This is a genomic window from Streptomyces sp. NPDC057445, assembly GCF_042802855.1.
Taxonomy (GTDB): domain Bacteria; phylum Actinomycetota; class Actinomycetes; order Streptomycetales; family Streptomycetaceae; genus Streptomyces.
Genome location: NZ_JBHVDH010000002.1, coordinates 327328 through 342706, shown reverse-complemented (window position 1 = coordinate 342706; position 15379 = coordinate 327328). Strand labels below are relative to the sequence as shown.

The window sequence follows — 15379 nt, the reverse complement described above, 5'->3', positions numbered from 1 at the left end:
ACGACCTCTGCTGTCCGGTCAATCGCCGTACCAGTGGCCGACCGCCCATGCCAGGGCATATCCCGCACTGTTGAGAGCGCAGTGCAGCGCCATGGGTGGGATCAGGCTGCCCGACCGGCGGCGCAGCTCGCAGAACACCACACCCGCGAGGGCGGTACCGACGACCGCGGCTGCCACTGACAGCGCCGCTCCGGTCGCACCCGTACCGAAGACCGCTTCCGCCGCCGCGTTGGAGTGGGTGAGCCCGCGGGACGGCTGAATGTGCCACAGCCCGAAGAGTGCAGAGGAGACGGTGGTGGCCCAGGACGCGCCCCAGCGTCGCCGCATCATGGCCCACAGGACACCCCGGAACGCGATTTCCTCCAGCAGCACGGTTCCCAGCGGTACGCGCACCAGCACGCGGTACACCAGCTGCGCGCCCGACAGTTCCGCGGCGCGCTCGTCCTGGAATGCCTCACGGGTGAACGGCACAGCCAGCGCCACCAGATAGACCAGAAGGACGGCCCCGACCAGCACGAGTCCCCATCGCAGGCCTCTCCGCGCCGACGAACGGCCGAGCCCCAGCTCGTCCCATGTGATCCCGGCCCGCCGGGCGATCAGCACGAGCGAGGCGGCCGTGGTCACACAGACGGGGACGTACAGATCGGGCCCAAGCCGGTTGACGAGTGTGTTGGAGGCCGCGAGCACCACGACGGCCAGAATGAGCATCCGCATGGTCACGCCAGAATGCCCGATCCCCACGGTGGTCTTCCCGCAACGCGCCGCTCGGCGGACCACGGCGGTGATCGGCGTGCCGACATCAGTCGCCGGCGCATAGCCTGCTCAGCTGTGGACAGGAAGCGCGCGGAACAGCAGCTGGCCCTCATCGCCGCGGTGAGGGGCATCGCGGACGCACTCGGGATCGTCGTATGGCTGCGCGGGGGCTGGGCCATGGACTTCTCTACCTCGGCGAGGTCACACGTGACCACAAGGACATCGACTGGTTCGTCCGGGCCGAGGATTCGGCCGAGTTGACCGGGGCCCTGCTGCGGCACGGCTTCGAACCAGTCACCGGGCCTCCCCCTGATCTCCAGGCCGACTTCGCCAAGGACGGGCTGGACAGCAGTTTCGCGTTCGTCGCAGAAGACGCGGCGGGGCGCCTCGTGGTCGCCGGCGGCCCGTGGGCGGGCGCCCCTTGGCCGGAGGGGATGCTCGATGCGGAGCCCGGGCGTATCGGTGGGCTGGAGTGTGCCGTCGTCAGCCCGCCGGCACAGATCGAGATCAAGGAGATGATGCCGGTGTGGGTTCCTGGCGCGCCACGCCGGGCCAAGGACGCCGAGGACATCGTGCGGCTGAGAACCGCGATGGCCGAACGCGCAAGAGACAGCGCGAGGCCGACCATGTCTGATCATGGTCGGTGACGCCGTGCTCCCCAGTGGGCGACCGGGACAACGGGCGTCACTCAGGCGCGCACCGGAAACGACGCCTGGAAGGCCGGCCGGCCGCGCCCTCGCCGACAAGGGCCGGCACTTCGTCGAGCGCCATGTACTCCTCCCAGCGCTCACGGCCGCCGGCCTCCGCGAGCCGGGCGATGACGAGGTCCTCGAGTTCCGGGACGCGCTCGTTCTTCCCTACCTTGTCGGCCGTGCTCACCAGCAGGTCCTCGATGGTCGCCGTCGGCGATGTCCACGACGCGTGAGTTCCGGCGAACCGCGCCAGGTCCGCGCCGAAGCCGCCGTCCAGCAGGAGTTGTCGCCCGGCTTCCTCGTGCGCGGAGCCCGGTCCTGACAGCTCCGCGATGTGCAGCGTCTTGCCCATGTCGTGCGTGGCGGCGCCGACGAGCACGGCTTCGCGGTCGACGACGAGGCCTGGGCAACTGTCGGCCGCCCAGGCGACCAGCTGATGGGCGACGTCGTGGACCGCCCGCAGATGGGCGGCCAGGCGCGGTGGTGCCCCAAGGCCCGCGAGGAGATCTGCCACGGGCCCCGGCAGTGACCGCAAGGTGGGGTCGCTGGCGGCCGGAAGCGGCTCGGGAGAGCAGGTCCAGGGTCACGGTCACCGCGTCAGGCTGGCGGCCTTTGCCTCTCATCGGACGGCTCGCCGGGTGGCCTCTGCCGTACACAACGCGCCACCTGGTGCACATGCGTTGACAGAGACCTCTGAACGCAGTTCACTCCCCGGAAGAAAGGTATGGACCAGGACTCGAATCCAAACCCCCACGATCAGGCTGCCAATTTCCCGGCAGCACTGCGTCGTTGGCACCCCCACGACAGAGATCGAGGCACTCTTCATGTCCTTGCGCACTCGCAGAAAGCCCTTGCGGACCGTGGCCCTGATGTCCGCCGCTCTCATCGCCGCGCTGAGCTGGGCACCCAGCTCCGCCGCCGCCCCTCCTGTCAGCAGCGTTCAAGCCGTGAACTTCGAGGACAACTTCGACGGCCCCGCCGGTGCGGCGGTCAACGGCGGCAGGTGGCAGATCGAGACCGGCGACAACGTTGCCAACCACGAGCGCCAGTACTACACCGCGGGCAACGCCAACGCCGCGCTGGACGGCCAGGGACATCTGGTGATCACGGCTCGCCGTGAGAACCCCGCCAACTACCAGTGCTGGTACGGCACATGTCAGTACACCTCGGCCCGGCTCAACACCGCGGGCAGGTTCACCCAGGCCTTCGGGCGCGTCGAGGCCCGGATGAAGGTGCCGCGCGGACAGGGCATGTGGCCGGCGTTCTGGATGCTCGGCCACGACATCGGGCAGGTGGGCTGGCCGAACAGCGGCGAGATCGACGTCATGGAGAACGTCGGCTTCGAGCCCGGCACGGTGCACGGCACCATCCACGGCCCCGGCTACTCGGGAGGCGGCGGCATCGGCGCCGCGTACTCACTGCCGGGCGGGCAGGCGTTCGCGGACGCCTTCCACACCTTCGCCGTCGACTGGACGCCCGACTCGATCACCTGGTCCGTGGACGGCAACGTCTACCAGCGCCGCACCCCCGCCGATCTCGGCGGCAGGCAATGGGTGTTCAACAAGCCGTTCTTCCTCATCCTCAACCTCGCCGTCGGCGGCGACTGGCCCGGCGATCCCAACGGCTCCACGGTCTTCCCTCAGCAGCTCGTCGTGGACTACGTACGCGTCTCCTCCGACGGCGGCGCCGGAACCACCGGCGCACTCACGGGCCTTGCGGGCAAATGCCTGGACGTGGCGGGTGCCGCCACGGCCAACGGAACTGCCGTCCAGCTCTACGGCTGCAACGGCACGCCCGCACAACGCTGGACCGTGGGAAGCGACGGCACCGTCCGGGCTCTCGGCAAGTGCCTGGACGCCGACGGCGGCGGCACGGCCGACGGTACGCGCGTACAGCTCTGGGACTGCAACGGGACGGGCGCGCAGCGCTGGTCGTACAACGCGAACACGCGTGATCTTGTGAGTCCGGGCGCCGACAAGTGCCTGGACGTCCGCGACAACAACCCGGCCGACGGGACACCGACCCAGATCTGGAGTTGCACCGGCGGCGCCAACCAGAAGTGGGCGCTCAACTCGTAGCGCCGTACCCAGAAGGCCGTCGTCGCGGCGCCGGCGGGCGCTCCCCCGCGACCGCGCACCGCCCCAAGTCCGCCTCGGCGCCACGGAGATCGTGGGCGGAATCCTGTGACGTCACCCTGCCGTTAGGATCACCCCACATGGACATAGCAGTGCTTCTTCTCCTGATCGTCGTGGTCGGGATTCTGAGCGGATCGCTCGAGACCAGACTGAGCCGCATGGATCGCAAGCTCTCCCGGCTCGAGCGCAAGGTCGACCTCGTTCTGGATCACCTCGGTATCCACGAGACCGATCCACAACTGGACCAGGTGGCCGCGCTGGTGCGCGAGGGCAAGAAGATCGAGGCGATCAAGGTCCACCGCAAGATCACGGGCGACGGACTCAAGGAGGCGAAGGACGCGGTCGAGCGTCTGGAGGCAGGTCGCTGAGCGGGCCACCAGACACCCGAGGCCATCGGGAGCGGTCGCCCTGTGGCGTTTCGTCCCGGACGTTCTCCGCCGACGTCCGGGACCGCTCTCCTGACTGCGACCGCCCGTGCCCTCACCCGGGATCGCTACGGTGGCCGTTGCAGCCGCCGCCGCTCACGGCGCCGTGAACAGCGTCGGGAAGCGGGGCGCCAGCCAGGGCTTGCGGCCCCAGGTCAGGACCCGGCCACGGGCGATCGCGCCCCAGGGTGCGCAGCGGCCGAGGGCCATCAGCAGGAAGGTGACCGGCTCGATGAGGATGGTGCAGTCGGGACGGGCCGACGGCCGTGGGGTGACGGTGGCCGCGCCGTCGGTGAACGTGGCGCCGAAGCCGGAGCCGCCCCGCAGCCGGACCGTGTAGCGGGCGGTCAGCCCGGTGGTGGCGGCCTCGTTCGTCACACGGGGCATGGCCGTGATCATGAACGGCATCGTGAGTTCCACCCGGGCCGGGTCGATCATATGGGGGCGGCCGACGGCACGCGCGAGGTCGTAGCCGTGCCCGAGCATGTGCGTCAGCAGGTACGAACCGAGCTCGGCCCGGGTCATCGTGCCCAGCGGGGTCGCCACGGTCTCCTCCGCCGCGCCCTGGTCCATCGCCCTGAGACAGGCGTCGGCATGCTCCACGATCATGTCGGCCAGCGGATCGGCTCGGCGCTCGTCGAACCCGGCGAGCGCGCGCTCGTTCGCCGCCGCGAGGCTCTGGGGCGTGCCGTCGCCATGGCTTCGTACGCCCCCGGCCGCGATGTCGGCCATCAGTTCGTTGGCCTGCGCCAGATGCGCTGCCGCTTCCCCAAGGGTCCACTCGGAGCCGGGTACCGGGATGCTCGTGTCGGCGACGCCTCGCAGCACCCCGGCGATGTCCTCGGCGGTGCCGCGTATCGCGTCGGCGAGTCCTTCGGGCAGAGTGCTTCGTACATCCTGCCCAGCCCCTGGTTCCACGCCCTCACTCCTCTGTCATTCACACGGAAGGCGTGATCGCCCGCAGGACACAAGACCAGGCACGACGAGCTGCGACAAGAGAACCGACCACAACGATGAAGTACCGGTTCGGGCATCCGCTACGCACGGTCGTGACCGCGCAAGGGCGGCTCGAGCTGCACGGTTCACAGGGTGGTCCCCATGACTCCTCGCGAGAGACGGACACCCACCCCGTCACCGCCCCTCTCGGTCCAGGGCCCACCGATCAGGTTGCACCGGCCTCCCGACACACCTGCCTCCGCCAGGTCCAGGTCCAGGTCCAGGTCCAGGTCCAGGTCCAGGTCCAGGTCCAGGTCCAGGTCCAGGTCCAGGTCCAGGTCCAGGTCCAGGTCCAGGTCCTCGGGGACACCTACGTCACCAAGAGCGCTACCCGCAACGTGATCGACCGACCACGTGTTGCAGCGCCCCCTGGAATCCGCCGAGCCCGGCGGGGGCTCGATGCCGAAGGCGGAGATCGGACACCGGTCAGTCGCGGCGGATCAGCTCCGGGTTGATGCGCCGTCCTGCCAACGGCAGTGTCCCCGCGATCGCCACCGCCACCACGCCCGCCGCCGCGAGCGCAAGCAGCGGGGTACCGGCGAAGTCCCAGTAGACCGCGCTGCCCCCGGTGATCAGATAGCTGGACTCGGCGAGCTTGCCCGTCACGAGTGCCAGGGCGAGTCCGATGCTCAGCGGCAGCACGACCTGGACACACTGAACGGCCCGCACCGTGCGCGCCCGGGCCCCGATCAGCATGATGGCGGTGACCTGCGTGCGGCGTTCCACCGCACGGTCGGTCGCGGAGACGATGAAGGCCGCCACTCCGATGACCAGGCCCATGACCATGCCCACGGCCAGCAACGTCTCGATGACGGCGATCTGTTCGAGTCCCTGGATGTTCACACCGATCAGTTCGACCTCGGCGATCGGGGCGACGGCCGCGATGCCGTCGAGGACCTCGCGGATCCGGTCGGGTTCCGAGCCGCTGGTGAGGATGAACTGCGCGGAGTCGGGCCGGGCGGCGGGCAGGGCGGACGGCGGGACGAGGAGTACGGCGCTGCCGACCGCGGACGCCGAGTACGCGCTGTAGACGATCCGCTCGGCAGGGAGCGTGATGTTCAGCGTCTTCCCCTTGCCGGCGTCGAAGCGGTAGGGGAAGGAGGTACCCGGTGTCAGGTCCGACCCGACACTCGAATTGGGGTCGACGAGCCTCATGACCTTGCCGTCCCGGCAGCCCTCGGACCGCTTGACCATCCCTTCCAGCTGGTCGCACGTGGCGACCAGTGCGGTGGCCTGTTCCTGGAGCGTGCCGTCCGCCGACTCGAGGTCGACCCAGGAATCCATCATCACGGCGTGTGCGCGAACACCCGGCACGGCAGCGAGGTCGCGCTGTTGCTCCGTGGTGACCGAGGACAGGGGCACGGAGTAGTCCTGCACGGGCGCGGACGGGCGGGTGACCTGCTCCAGCTGGATCAGCACGCCCTGGGCGAGCGAAGCGGCGAAAACGAGGAGCACAAGACCGGTGACGACCCGCATGGTGCTGCCCGGCTCCACCTCGTTGCGGCGCATCGCCAGGTTCAGGGTGAGCGACTGGGTGGTCCTCGCCACCCGGCGGGCGAGGGCGTGGGAGATCAGGGGCAGTGTGAACACCAGCCCGAGTCCCGTGAGCAGAATGCCGCCCGGAATCAGGAACGCGTTGGGGCCGACACTGTTGGCGGGGTGGTCGATCAGACCGGTGGCGCAGTAACCGGCGACGATACCGAGGCCGGTCACCAGGAGGAGGGCGCCCCACTTGGCCGGGCGCTTGGGCACAGCGGTACGGCGTACCGCCAGCGGATTGGCGGCGGCCTCGCGCGCACTGGCCCGGCCGACGAACCAGGCGAGAGCCGGGCAGCCGATCAAGCAGACGGCGATGGTCGTCGCAGACAGCGCGCCGTCGTCCGGGTACCACCTCAGACTGGGCAGTCCGGTCCGGGTCATCATCTGGTTGAGGAACCAGTACTCGCCGAGGCCGAGCAGGGCACCGAACAGCGCCGCGACGACGGTCTCGGCGGCGTTGACCCGCTGCGTGCCCTTGGTGCTCAGGCCCAGCAGGCGCAGCGAGGCGAGCCGGCGGGTCCGGGCGGCGGCGGAGAGCCGGGCGCAGACGGACAGAAAGATGCCGAGTGGGAGCAGGACGAGCGAGCCCAGAGCGAATCGGAGGGTGGTGAGGGTGGAGGGTTCGACGGCCGGGAACGGAGCGTAGTCGTACCCGAAGCCCTTCAGGGCACGCCCCTCGTCCGCGATGCGGTCACGCGTGGTGCCGACGTAAGCGAACAGCTCGTCGGGATGAGCGAGCCCTGTCGCGCCGATCAGGCCCTTCTCATGGCCCGGCAGCAGTCCCTTGACCGCAGGCTGGTCGCGGAGCAGGTCATGCACCCGGGGGGAGACGAACACCTCACCCGGGCCAGGCAGTTCGTCCAGCCCCGGCGGGGTACTGTCCGCGCCCTTGGTCCCCCTGGCGACGAAGACCCGGTTGAACGTCACGGAACCGTACGGGTCCGAGCGCTGGAGGACCAGCGTGGAACCCGTCGGCTGCGCGGAGGTGGTCTGCGGCTCTCGTGCGGCCGCACGCATGTCGTGCGCGTCCAGGATTTGCGGGATGGTGAGTACGAGCGCCAGGCAGCAGACCCCCAGGGAACCGCCGGCTGCCATCAGGAAGAAACGCATGCGGTTGCCGCGGCCGGCGCCGAACAGCAGACGCAGACCGAGAAGGAACTCCCTCACGCCGACCCCCGCGGGCTGAGGACACCGTCGGACATCGTGTAGTGGCTGTCCGCCTGCGCGGCGACGGCGGGGTCGTGCGTGACGATGATGACCGCGGTGTCCTGCGAGCGTGCCAGGTCCAGGAACTCCTTCAGTACGGCTGAGGCGTTCGCGCTGTCCAGCGAACCGGTCGGCTCATCCGCGAAGACGACGGCCGGCCGGTGGACGAGAGCCCGTGCGACAGCGACGCGCTGGCTCTGTCCGCCCGACACCTGGGACGGGCGCCGTTCACGCAGTTCCCCGAGCCCGAGCCGGTCCAGCACCTGTCCCGCGGCGGCGAGCGCGGGCCTCTTGCGCTGCCCGGCCAGGCGCAGCGGCAGGGCGGTGTTCTCCTCGATGGTCAGCTCGGGCAACAACTCGCCGTACTGGAACACGAAACCGAACCGCTCGCGGCGCAGCGCACTGATCTCGTCGTCAGCGAGATCGCCGAGCGCCCGGTTCTCGAACCGGACCTGCCCGCGCGCGACGGGCAGCACGCCCGCGAGGGCGTACAGCAGTGAGGACTTGCCGGATCCGCTCTGCCCGGTGATGGCCACGACCTCGCCCCGAGCGACCGAGAGATGGGCGCCGCTGACGGCCAACTGCGTGCCGTAGGAGAGGTCGACTCCCGTGGCACAGACAATTTCTGACGTACTGATGGCTTCCCCCAAGAAGCGAGCGGGCCCAGGTGTGCACCCCTGGGCCCGGCCTTACTCATCTGACGATCTACGGCCTGTAGTGCTTGGTCGGCGAGCAGTTGTCGGGGTTGAGCGAACCCTTGTCACGGCAGACGCGGATGTATGCGTCGTCGGTGTAGCGCTGGGCACCGTCCCAGTTGAGCTTGTTGAGCGAGACGGACGACTTCTGCTTCCCGTTGTAGCGGGACCAGCCGTACCCCTCGACCTTCACCTGCATGTAGACGTTGTGACCGTCACCATGGTCGGCATCGTTGAGCTTGCCCGTCCACTGGAACGCGCCGTGGCTCGAGCCCGCGGGGTGGAACTTGTACTGGCCGCTCGTGAACGACGCGCCGCCGGTCTTCAGCGTCGGAATGCTGTGCCACGAAGCCGCGAACGCGGTGCCGACTCCGGCGGCGAACAGTCCGGCCGTGAGGATGCCAGTTGCCAACTTACGCAATTTTTCTCCCGTTTGTTTGCCCTGGTGGTCGTGTTGCTGTCAGGGCTGCGGTGGAATGTAGCATGATCAGAAGAGGCACTACCGCTCAGTTGTTCGATTCTCGAGCCGTCGGCACGGACGGGGTCGGCGGCAGAGGCAGCAGTTCAGCCGCTTCCAGTGCCTCGATCACAACCGTCGGGGCGGCCCACCCAGCGGCCGGCACTTCCACCGTCCGGCGGCCTGCTGACGCCGGGTCACGGCCTCGGTCGGCATGTGCTCGAGCGAAGTGAACTCACGTCCCTGCCGGAACGAGTCGCGGACATGGGCCATCAGCCGCTCCACCTTCGGCGCAGCCGGCACGCAGCGTGGTGCCGATGAGCCCCTGGCGGGAACAGCGAGTGATGCGTCACCCAGCGGGCCGCCGGACCGCTGCGGGGCGGCGTCAGGGGGCCGACACCGCTTTCCACCGGGCCCACTGTTCGCCCATCAGGTCTCCACGACAGCCTCGAGATCTTTCCGCAACCGAGATGGACATCCCGGACTCGCCTTGGGCCCGCGGTAGGCCCATGGGCCCTGTCTCTGGGCCCGGGGCCGGGCCTAGCGTGGGTGGTGCTGCTCCCGGGGGACGCACAAGGGACGCACAAGCGTGAGAGAACGGTCCGGCGGTCCTGATGCCTCGTATCGAGGAGCCGTTCCTGACGCACCTGTGTCGTGTGGGCACTGGTCAACTCACGTGCACACGAGAGAGGTTGGGTGAGAAGTTTGTCGGGGATCGGTCTCCACACGCACACCGGTGTCACCACGCACACCGGTATCCCCACGCCGTACGCGGGCGATAGGCGCACATTGCCGCCCTCGCTCAAAGCCGCACGCATTCTGCTGCACGTGCTGTTCGCGTTCACGGTCGTGGGCGGGCTCGGGGTGATCGGCTCGGCCATCTCCACCCACGTGATGACTCCGGGACTCTTCGGCCTCGCGCTGTACGCGGCCGCGCCGGGAACCCTGGCCTGGGTGCTCGCGTGGCACATCCCCAAGGGCGGCAGGCGCGCCTGGGGCGGTCTGGTCGCCTTACAGGTGTGGCTGATCGCCGGCAGCCTGCTCAACCTCGCCGCCGGGTCGTACCTGGGCCTCAGCCAACTGCTCCTGCCCGTGATGATCCTGACGTTCCTCACCCGGCTCGAGAGCCGCAAGTGGTTCGGGATGCCGGCCCGGACACAGAACCTTCGTGAGGCGCTCTCCCGGTTCTCCCTCTCGCGCATACTCTTCCGGCGACGCGACCGGGGACAGACGGCTGTGGAGTACCTGGGACTGATCGTGATCGTCGCGCTGATCATTCTGGCCTTGGTGACCGGCAGCGTATCGAGTCGCGTCGCCGACGGGCTCCAGAGCGCGGTCTGCAGTATCACCGACTCGTCGTGCGGGACGGGCGGCAGTGGGACAGGTGGGGGCGGGACGGGCGGCGCAACCAGTGGGGGCACCGGGGGTACGGGTGGTACCGGCGCCGGAGACAACGGTGGGACCGATTCGGGTGGTTCGACCGGCGGCGACAGCGGAGGCACCGACGGAGGTACGAGCTCGGGTGGTACGAGCTCCGGAGGGACGAACTCTGGTGGAGCTGCATCGGGCGGCTCCACTTCCGGCGGCTCCACTTCCGGCGGTTCCAGCTCAGGTGGCTCCAGCTCCGGTGGCTCAACTGGTGGCGACACTGGCGGGAGCGGCGGAGACGACGGCGGTGGCGCCGACGGTGGTGTCAGTTCCGGTGGGTCCAGCTCGAGCGGGTCAAGTTCGGGCGGTCCAAGTTCGGGAGGCTCGACAGGCGGCAACAGCGGCGGCTCTGACGGAGGTACGAGCTCCGGCGGTGCGTCCGGCGGCAGCAGCGGCGGTTCCTCCGGCGGGTCTTCCGGCGGTTCATCGGGCGGAAACAGCGGCGGCTCGTCCGGAGGCGCATCAGGCGGTTCAAACTCCGGCGGTTCCAGCTCCGGTGGTGCAACCGGCGGAAACAGCGGCGGTACCTCCGGCGGTTCATCGGGCGGAAGCAGCGGCGGCTCGTCCGGAGGCGCGTCAGGTGGTTCCAACTCCGGCGGTTCCAGCTCCGGTGGTGCAACCGGCGGAAACAGCGGCGGTTCCTCCGGCGGGTCTTCCGGCGGAAACAGCGGCGGCTCGTCCGGAGGCGCATCAGGCGGTTCCAACTCCGGCGGTTCAACCGGCGGAAACAGCGGCGGTACCGATGGCGGTCTGATCGGTGGCCTGATCGGTGGCCTGAGTTCCGGCGGTTTGACCAGTGGCAGCAGCGGCGGCTCCTCCGGCGGCTCCAGCTCCGGCGGTTCCTCCGGCGGCTCCAGCTCCGGCGGCTCCAGCTCCGGCGGTCAGCCCACCGCGCAGCCGACACAGCCTGACAACCCGGAGCCCGAGGACCCCGAGGACCCCGAGCAGCCCGAGAAGCCCGAGACCGATGACTGCGACACCCTCAGCCTCGGTGTCACCGGCTCCGGCATCTCCATGCCGGTGCGCGGCTCCATCGGTCGGGTCACCTTGGCCGCCGGCCTCGGCGGTGGGGACGATGACGCCGCCATGGAGAGCATGCAGTCCGCTATCGGCGCCGTGGCTGCCGCCGCCATGGGCACAAGCGGTGCTGCGGTCGCCGGCTACGACACCTATCAACAGGCCGAAGAGGCCGCGAAATCCGTCTTCGACTCCAGCGCCTGTCCGGATCCGACGCGGCAGGAAGACGACAACGACAAAGACGTCGACAAGGACGAAGGGCCGAAGCCCAATCCTCATCCAGAGGTGGCGATCGACCCCGACGTGGATGTTGAGACCATCCAGGAAAGCATCGAAGGTCAGGGCCATGTGACATGGCGTGACACGCGTGAGCCGCTCTTCCGCAATGACGACCGTCCGCCGAGCGTCATCTTCAAGGAGGGCTTCGCGCCGCAGAATGAGAACAATACGGACCTGGACAGCTACGTCAACGAAAGTGAGCCGTCCGCCTTCGTCGGCACCACGAGCAACGAGGACTTCGCCACCAAGTGGGGTGCCAAGTACGTCTACGACATCGATGCGCCCGGTGGGATCGACATCAACCAGACCTTCAATGACAGCCCCTTCTCCCACGAGGACGAGATCGCTTTCCCGGGTGGTATCCGCCCGGAGTACATCAAGGGCGTCTGGGAGGTGAAGCCGGACGGTTCCCTGGGGAAGTACATCCCCAACAAGAACTACAAGGGGTAGTCGGGCAGCCGAAGCAGTCGGGTCAGGCTCCGGCATTCGCGGTGCGGGTGGTGCGCGGGAGGCGCCACCCGCACCGCGTGTCCGGGCCCCCGGCAGCGACGACGGCCCCCGCCACCTGGCGAGACCCCGCCAGTACCTCATGGACACCGAAGACCTCCGACACACCGCACGCAACGCCAAGGAGTCTGCGGCTGACTCACCGCGCCGTGGGCGGCACCCTCGGAACATGCTGCTCCACTCAGTGGGTGCCGGCCGGCCCCGTGAGGACCCGGCGGAGTCCGGCGCCGAGCAGTTCGGTGCCGGGGACCGGCTGGAAGCCGTACGCGCTGAAGAACGCCAACCGTCCGCTCGAATCGTCGCGCCGGTCGGGCCACAGCACCATGAATCGACGTCCCGCTTGACCCTCGTCGTGTGCGAAGCGACGCAGAAGCTCGCCCGCAACTCCTTTCCGGCGCATGGATGGATGGGTGAGAACATAGTTGACCTGGGCCCATGGGATCGGGAAGCCGGATACGGTCATGTCGGTCTCGTAGCGCAGCGTGCCCTCGAGCCATCCCGCAACATGCCCCTCAACCAGTGCCACGTACTGGGTGAACACCTGCAGGCCGTCCTCCTGGAGTTCCTTGGCCAGCTGGGTCCAGTTCTCGGCCAGCAGCAGTTCGTGCAGCTCCGCACGGTGTACGTCCGCCAGGCGGACCACCTTGATCGACATGGCGGCAGGTTATGGCTTTCCCCCGTACGAGATGTGCTCTCACCTTCACTCGGTGCTCACGGTGACTCGAATTCGACCGCCCGTGAACGGCTCGGGGCATCGCCCCACCGCCTCACCCGTGCCGATCCGACCGGCACCGGCGCGGCCACCGCGGCCACGTTTTCGTGGCGCTGGACACCTCACATCCAGTGCGCGGACCCTGGAACTCCTGGGATGGTGGCGGGAGCGCCCCGCACTGATCGAGGGCACTGATCGAGGACATGGGAAGTGGCCCACTACTTCCGCGACTGACCGATGCCCTCGTCTCCCACCTGCGGCTCGGCGGAGGTGGTGTCGGCGTCGTCCGGTACATCTGCGTCATCCCGGATATGGGTTCATCATGGCTTGTGTGGCCGTCACCGGCAGCTGATCGCCGGTTGCTTCTCGCGCTTCGGCCCTGACGGCGCTCAACGAGCGTGCGCGTTCCCCGCGACGGTGACCGCCGCGTGCTCCCCTCCTGTTCCGGCGCCGGTTCCCCGCTCCTCGGAGAGAAGAAGGAGTGCCCTGTCATGGATACGAAGCTTGAGGTCGTGGTGATTCCGGTCGCCGACGTGGACCGGGCCAAGGCCTTCTACAAAGCGCTGGGATGGCGCGAGGACGCCGACGTCCCCACCGGGGACGACTTCCGCGTGGTGCAGATGACCCCGCCCGGCTCTCCCTGCTCGGTGATCTTCGGCACCGGGGTCAGCGAAGCCGCCCCCGGATCGGCGCGCGGGCTGCACCTGGCTGTGTCGGACGTCGAGGCGGCCCGCGCGGAGCTCCTCGGACGAGGAGCGGAGGTCAGCGAGGTCTTCCACGACGCCGGAGGCGTGTTCCACCGTGCCGGCACCGGCAACCGGGTCCCCGGGCCCGACGCCGAACGCCGAAGCTATGCCTCCTTCGCCTCCTTCAGCGACCCCGACGGCAACGGCTGGATCCTGCAGGAGATCACCGAACGCCTTCCCGGCCGCTGACCCTGAGGGGACCGTCACCCGCCGGCGGCGGGCGCCAGCTGCTCGATGTCCTCCGGGCGGGCCTGTCAGGAGCCGCGGGAGATCTATGGCCGCGCGGAAACAGGGGGCCACGCCGAAGCCGTGTCGCGCGCCGTGCCGCAGCTGTCAGGAGAGCTGGTCGAACCTCACCTGGCGCGACCGCGTGCCGCACGCCACGCTCCTGCACCGCGACCTGGGCGACGTTCCTGCGCTGCCATGCCCGAGCACCGAGCGCCTTCTAGGCAAGCAACTGCGGTGGACCGGGCGTTGGCGACCTGGAGAGCCGCTGCTCCGCACCGTGCCGCTACCTCCCGGTAGACCCGGTCACGCCCAGGGCAGACCCGTTTGGATTGCTCCGTACTGCGCCTGAAAGGACATCGCCGAGTCAGGATCGTGGAAGACCCGGAGGTCGTGCCCTTCGCCGCCCCCGAATGACAAGGAAGATGACAGCAGGCCAGTCATGCGTGCTGGACCCCGATTCGGGCCCCTTCCCCGCTACTGAAGAGTGCGACCTGTCCGCCCGGGAAAGTGGTCACAGGCGGAGGCATCGAAACCAGCAACTTCATCAGTAACGATGTCTGGCTCTACCCAGCCGTCCGGCGGCAGCTCATGGTTGGACACCTACCGCAACCGCACCAGCCAGGCGAGGATCCTCGCGATGCGTGTCGCCGGATTGCCGAACTGGGCGGCGAGGTCTTCGTCCTGTCCAGGCGCAACTGTCGCTGGCGAACCCGGATTTCGAGGAGTACGCCGAAGCTGCGTGCGCCGGCCCCGAAGTCATCCTCCAACCCTTCCTCAACCGACCGGCCCGCCCCGCCCGATCTGCGCCCCCAGCCCGTCCAGCAGCACCTCCAGCGCCGCCCGGAAGACGCGCTCGCCCGTCATCGTCGCCATGTGGGCGGAGCTGCGCGCGATCGACGGGTAGTGGGACGGGTCGGCCGCCACGTACTCGCGGGTCCAGGCCGCCTCGTCGCCCGCCTGTGCCGCCGGGTCGAGGGTGGCGAAGGCGGCGTCCATGCCGGACCAGGCGAGGCTGAAGTCGCCGTAGACGCGGTGCAGGAGGGCGGACTGCTCAGGGTCGCAGCCCGCTTCGGCGAATGCGGTCAGGATGTGCTCGACGATCCGCATCTCCGCGGGTCGCCGCGTTGTCCGGTACGTGGCGACGACCGCGGCCGCCGGATGCCGCAAGGCGGTCTCGCGACAGGCGACCGCCAGGTCGCGCAGGGTCGTCCGCCAGTCGCCGGGGGCCGGCGCGAAGGCCTCCAGGACCTCTTCGAAGAGCCGGTCCGCGAGGAGCAGGTGCAGCTCGTCCTTGTCCGCGACATGCCGGTACAGCGACGACGGGTCCACACCGAGCCGGGCCGCCAGCTTCCTCACGGTCAGCGCTTCCGCGCCGTGTTCGTCGCAGAGCGCCAGTGCCGCGTCCACGATGATCCGCGCGTCCAGGACCACCTTGGGCGGCCGCCCCCTGCCCCGTACCACCGTGCCTTCCGATGCCATGCACCCGATGAGACCAGCCCACGGCACCTCCCGGCAAGCCCGTGATCCCATCCGGGAGATTATTTTTCCCACACTGTTGACTTAA

At 69.0% G+C, this 15379-nt stretch carries 13 protein-coding genes; 5 read left to right on the top strand and 8 right to left on the bottom strand.

Annotated features, from left to right (window positions below; translation table 11 throughout):
• Positions 1–18: 18 nt before the first annotated feature.
• Positions 19–714 carry a CPBP family intramembrane glutamic endopeptidase gene (locus ACFU5O_RS06365; RefSeq protein WP_384237072.1) on the bottom strand — a complete coding sequence of 232 codons (696 nt, stop codon included), beginning with the start codon at positions 712–714 and terminating at the stop codon, positions 19–21.
• Positions 715–908: 194 nt separating this feature from the next.
• On the opposite strand from ACFU5O_RS06365, the gene ACFU5O_RS06360 reads away from it, so the two are divergent.
• Positions 909–1400, top strand: a complete 492-nt coding sequence (locus ACFU5O_RS06360) for an aminoglycoside adenylyltransferase (RefSeq protein ID WP_384237070.1) — start codon at positions 909–911, stop codon at positions 1398–1400.
• Positions 1401–1437: 37 nt separating this feature from the next.
• Here the strand turns inward: ACFU5O_RS06360 and ACFU5O_RS06355 are convergent, their stop codons facing one another.
• Positions 1438–1959, bottom strand: a complete 522-nt coding sequence (locus ACFU5O_RS06355; RefSeq protein ID WP_384237069.1) for a phosphohydrolase — start codon at positions 1957–1959, stop codon at positions 1438–1440.
• A 355-nt stretch (positions 1960–2314) separates the two neighbouring features.
• On the opposite strand from ACFU5O_RS06355, the gene ACFU5O_RS06350 reads away from it, so the two are divergent.
• Both ACFU5O_RS06350 and ACFU5O_RS06345 read left to right on the top strand, forming a co-directional pair.
• A complete protein-coding gene (locus ACFU5O_RS06350; RefSeq protein ID WP_384237066.1) occupies positions 2315–3523 on the top strand; it encodes a ricin-type beta-trefoil lectin domain protein in 1209 nt (402 codons plus the stop codon).
• Positions 3524–3660: 137 nt separating this feature from the next.
• A complete protein-coding gene (locus ACFU5O_RS06345; RefSeq protein WP_384237064.1) occupies positions 3661–3948 on the top strand; it encodes a ribosomal protein L7/L12 in 288 nt (95 codons plus the stop codon).
• Between the two features lie 153 nt (positions 3949–4101).
• Here ACFU5O_RS06345 and ACFU5O_RS06340 read toward each other — a convergent pair whose 3' ends face one another.
• The 4 genes from ACFU5O_RS06340 to ACFU5O_RS06325 form a co-directional block, all read right to left on the bottom strand.
• Positions 4102–4923, bottom strand: coding sequence for a maleylpyruvate isomerase family mycothiol-dependent enzyme (locus ACFU5O_RS06340; protein ID WP_384237061.1), 822 nt, complete (start codon positions 4921–4923; stop codon positions 4102–4104).
• A gap of 504 nt (positions 4924–5427) precedes the next feature.
• Positions 5428–7707, bottom strand: a complete 2280-nt coding sequence (locus tag ACFU5O_RS06335) for an FtsX-like permease family protein (protein WP_384237059.1) — start codon at positions 7705–7707, stop codon at positions 5428–5430.
• A complete protein-coding gene (locus ACFU5O_RS06330) occupies positions 7704–8396 on the bottom strand; it encodes an ABC transporter ATP-binding protein (RefSeq protein WP_384237056.1) in 693 nt (230 codons plus the stop codon). Before ACFU5O_RS06330 ends, ACFU5O_RS06335 begins: the two co-directional genes overlap by 4 nt.
• A 55-nt stretch (positions 8397–8451) precedes the next feature.
• Positions 8452–8853 carry a hypothetical protein gene (locus tag ACFU5O_RS06325; RefSeq protein WP_384237054.1) on the bottom strand — a complete coding sequence of 134 codons (402 nt, stop codon included), beginning with the start codon at positions 8851–8853 and terminating at the stop codon, positions 8452–8454.
• A 741-nt stretch (positions 8854–9594) separates the two neighbouring features.
• Here ACFU5O_RS06325 and ACFU5O_RS06320 point away from each other — a divergent pair.
• On the top strand, positions 9595–12072 hold the full coding sequence (locus tag ACFU5O_RS06320) for a Flp family type IVb pilin (protein WP_384237051.1): 2478 nt from the start codon (positions 9595–9597) through the stop codon (positions 12070–12072).
• Between the two features lie 238 nt (positions 12073–12310).
• Here the strand turns inward: ACFU5O_RS06320 and ACFU5O_RS06315 are convergent, their stop codons facing one another.
• On the bottom strand, positions 12311–12784 hold the full coding sequence (locus ACFU5O_RS06315) for a GNAT family N-acetyltransferase (RefSeq protein ID WP_384237048.1): 474 nt from the start codon (positions 12782–12784) through the stop codon (positions 12311–12313).
• 548 nt (positions 12785–13332) lie between these two features.
• On the opposite strand from ACFU5O_RS06315, the gene ACFU5O_RS06310 reads away from it, so the two are divergent.
• Positions 13333–13776 (top strand): VOC family protein, encoded by a 444-nt coding sequence (locus tag ACFU5O_RS06310; RefSeq protein ID WP_384237046.1) that lies wholly within the window; start codon positions 13333–13335, stop codon positions 13774–13776.
• 813 nt (positions 13777–14589) lie between these two features.
• Here ACFU5O_RS06310 and ACFU5O_RS06305 read toward each other — a convergent pair.
• Positions 14590–15294: a TetR family transcriptional regulator gene (locus tag ACFU5O_RS06305; RefSeq protein ID WP_384237043.1), complete on the bottom strand. Its 705-nt coding sequence runs from the start codon at positions 15292–15294 to the stop codon at positions 14590–14592.
• Positions 15295–15379 lie beyond the last annotated feature (85 nt).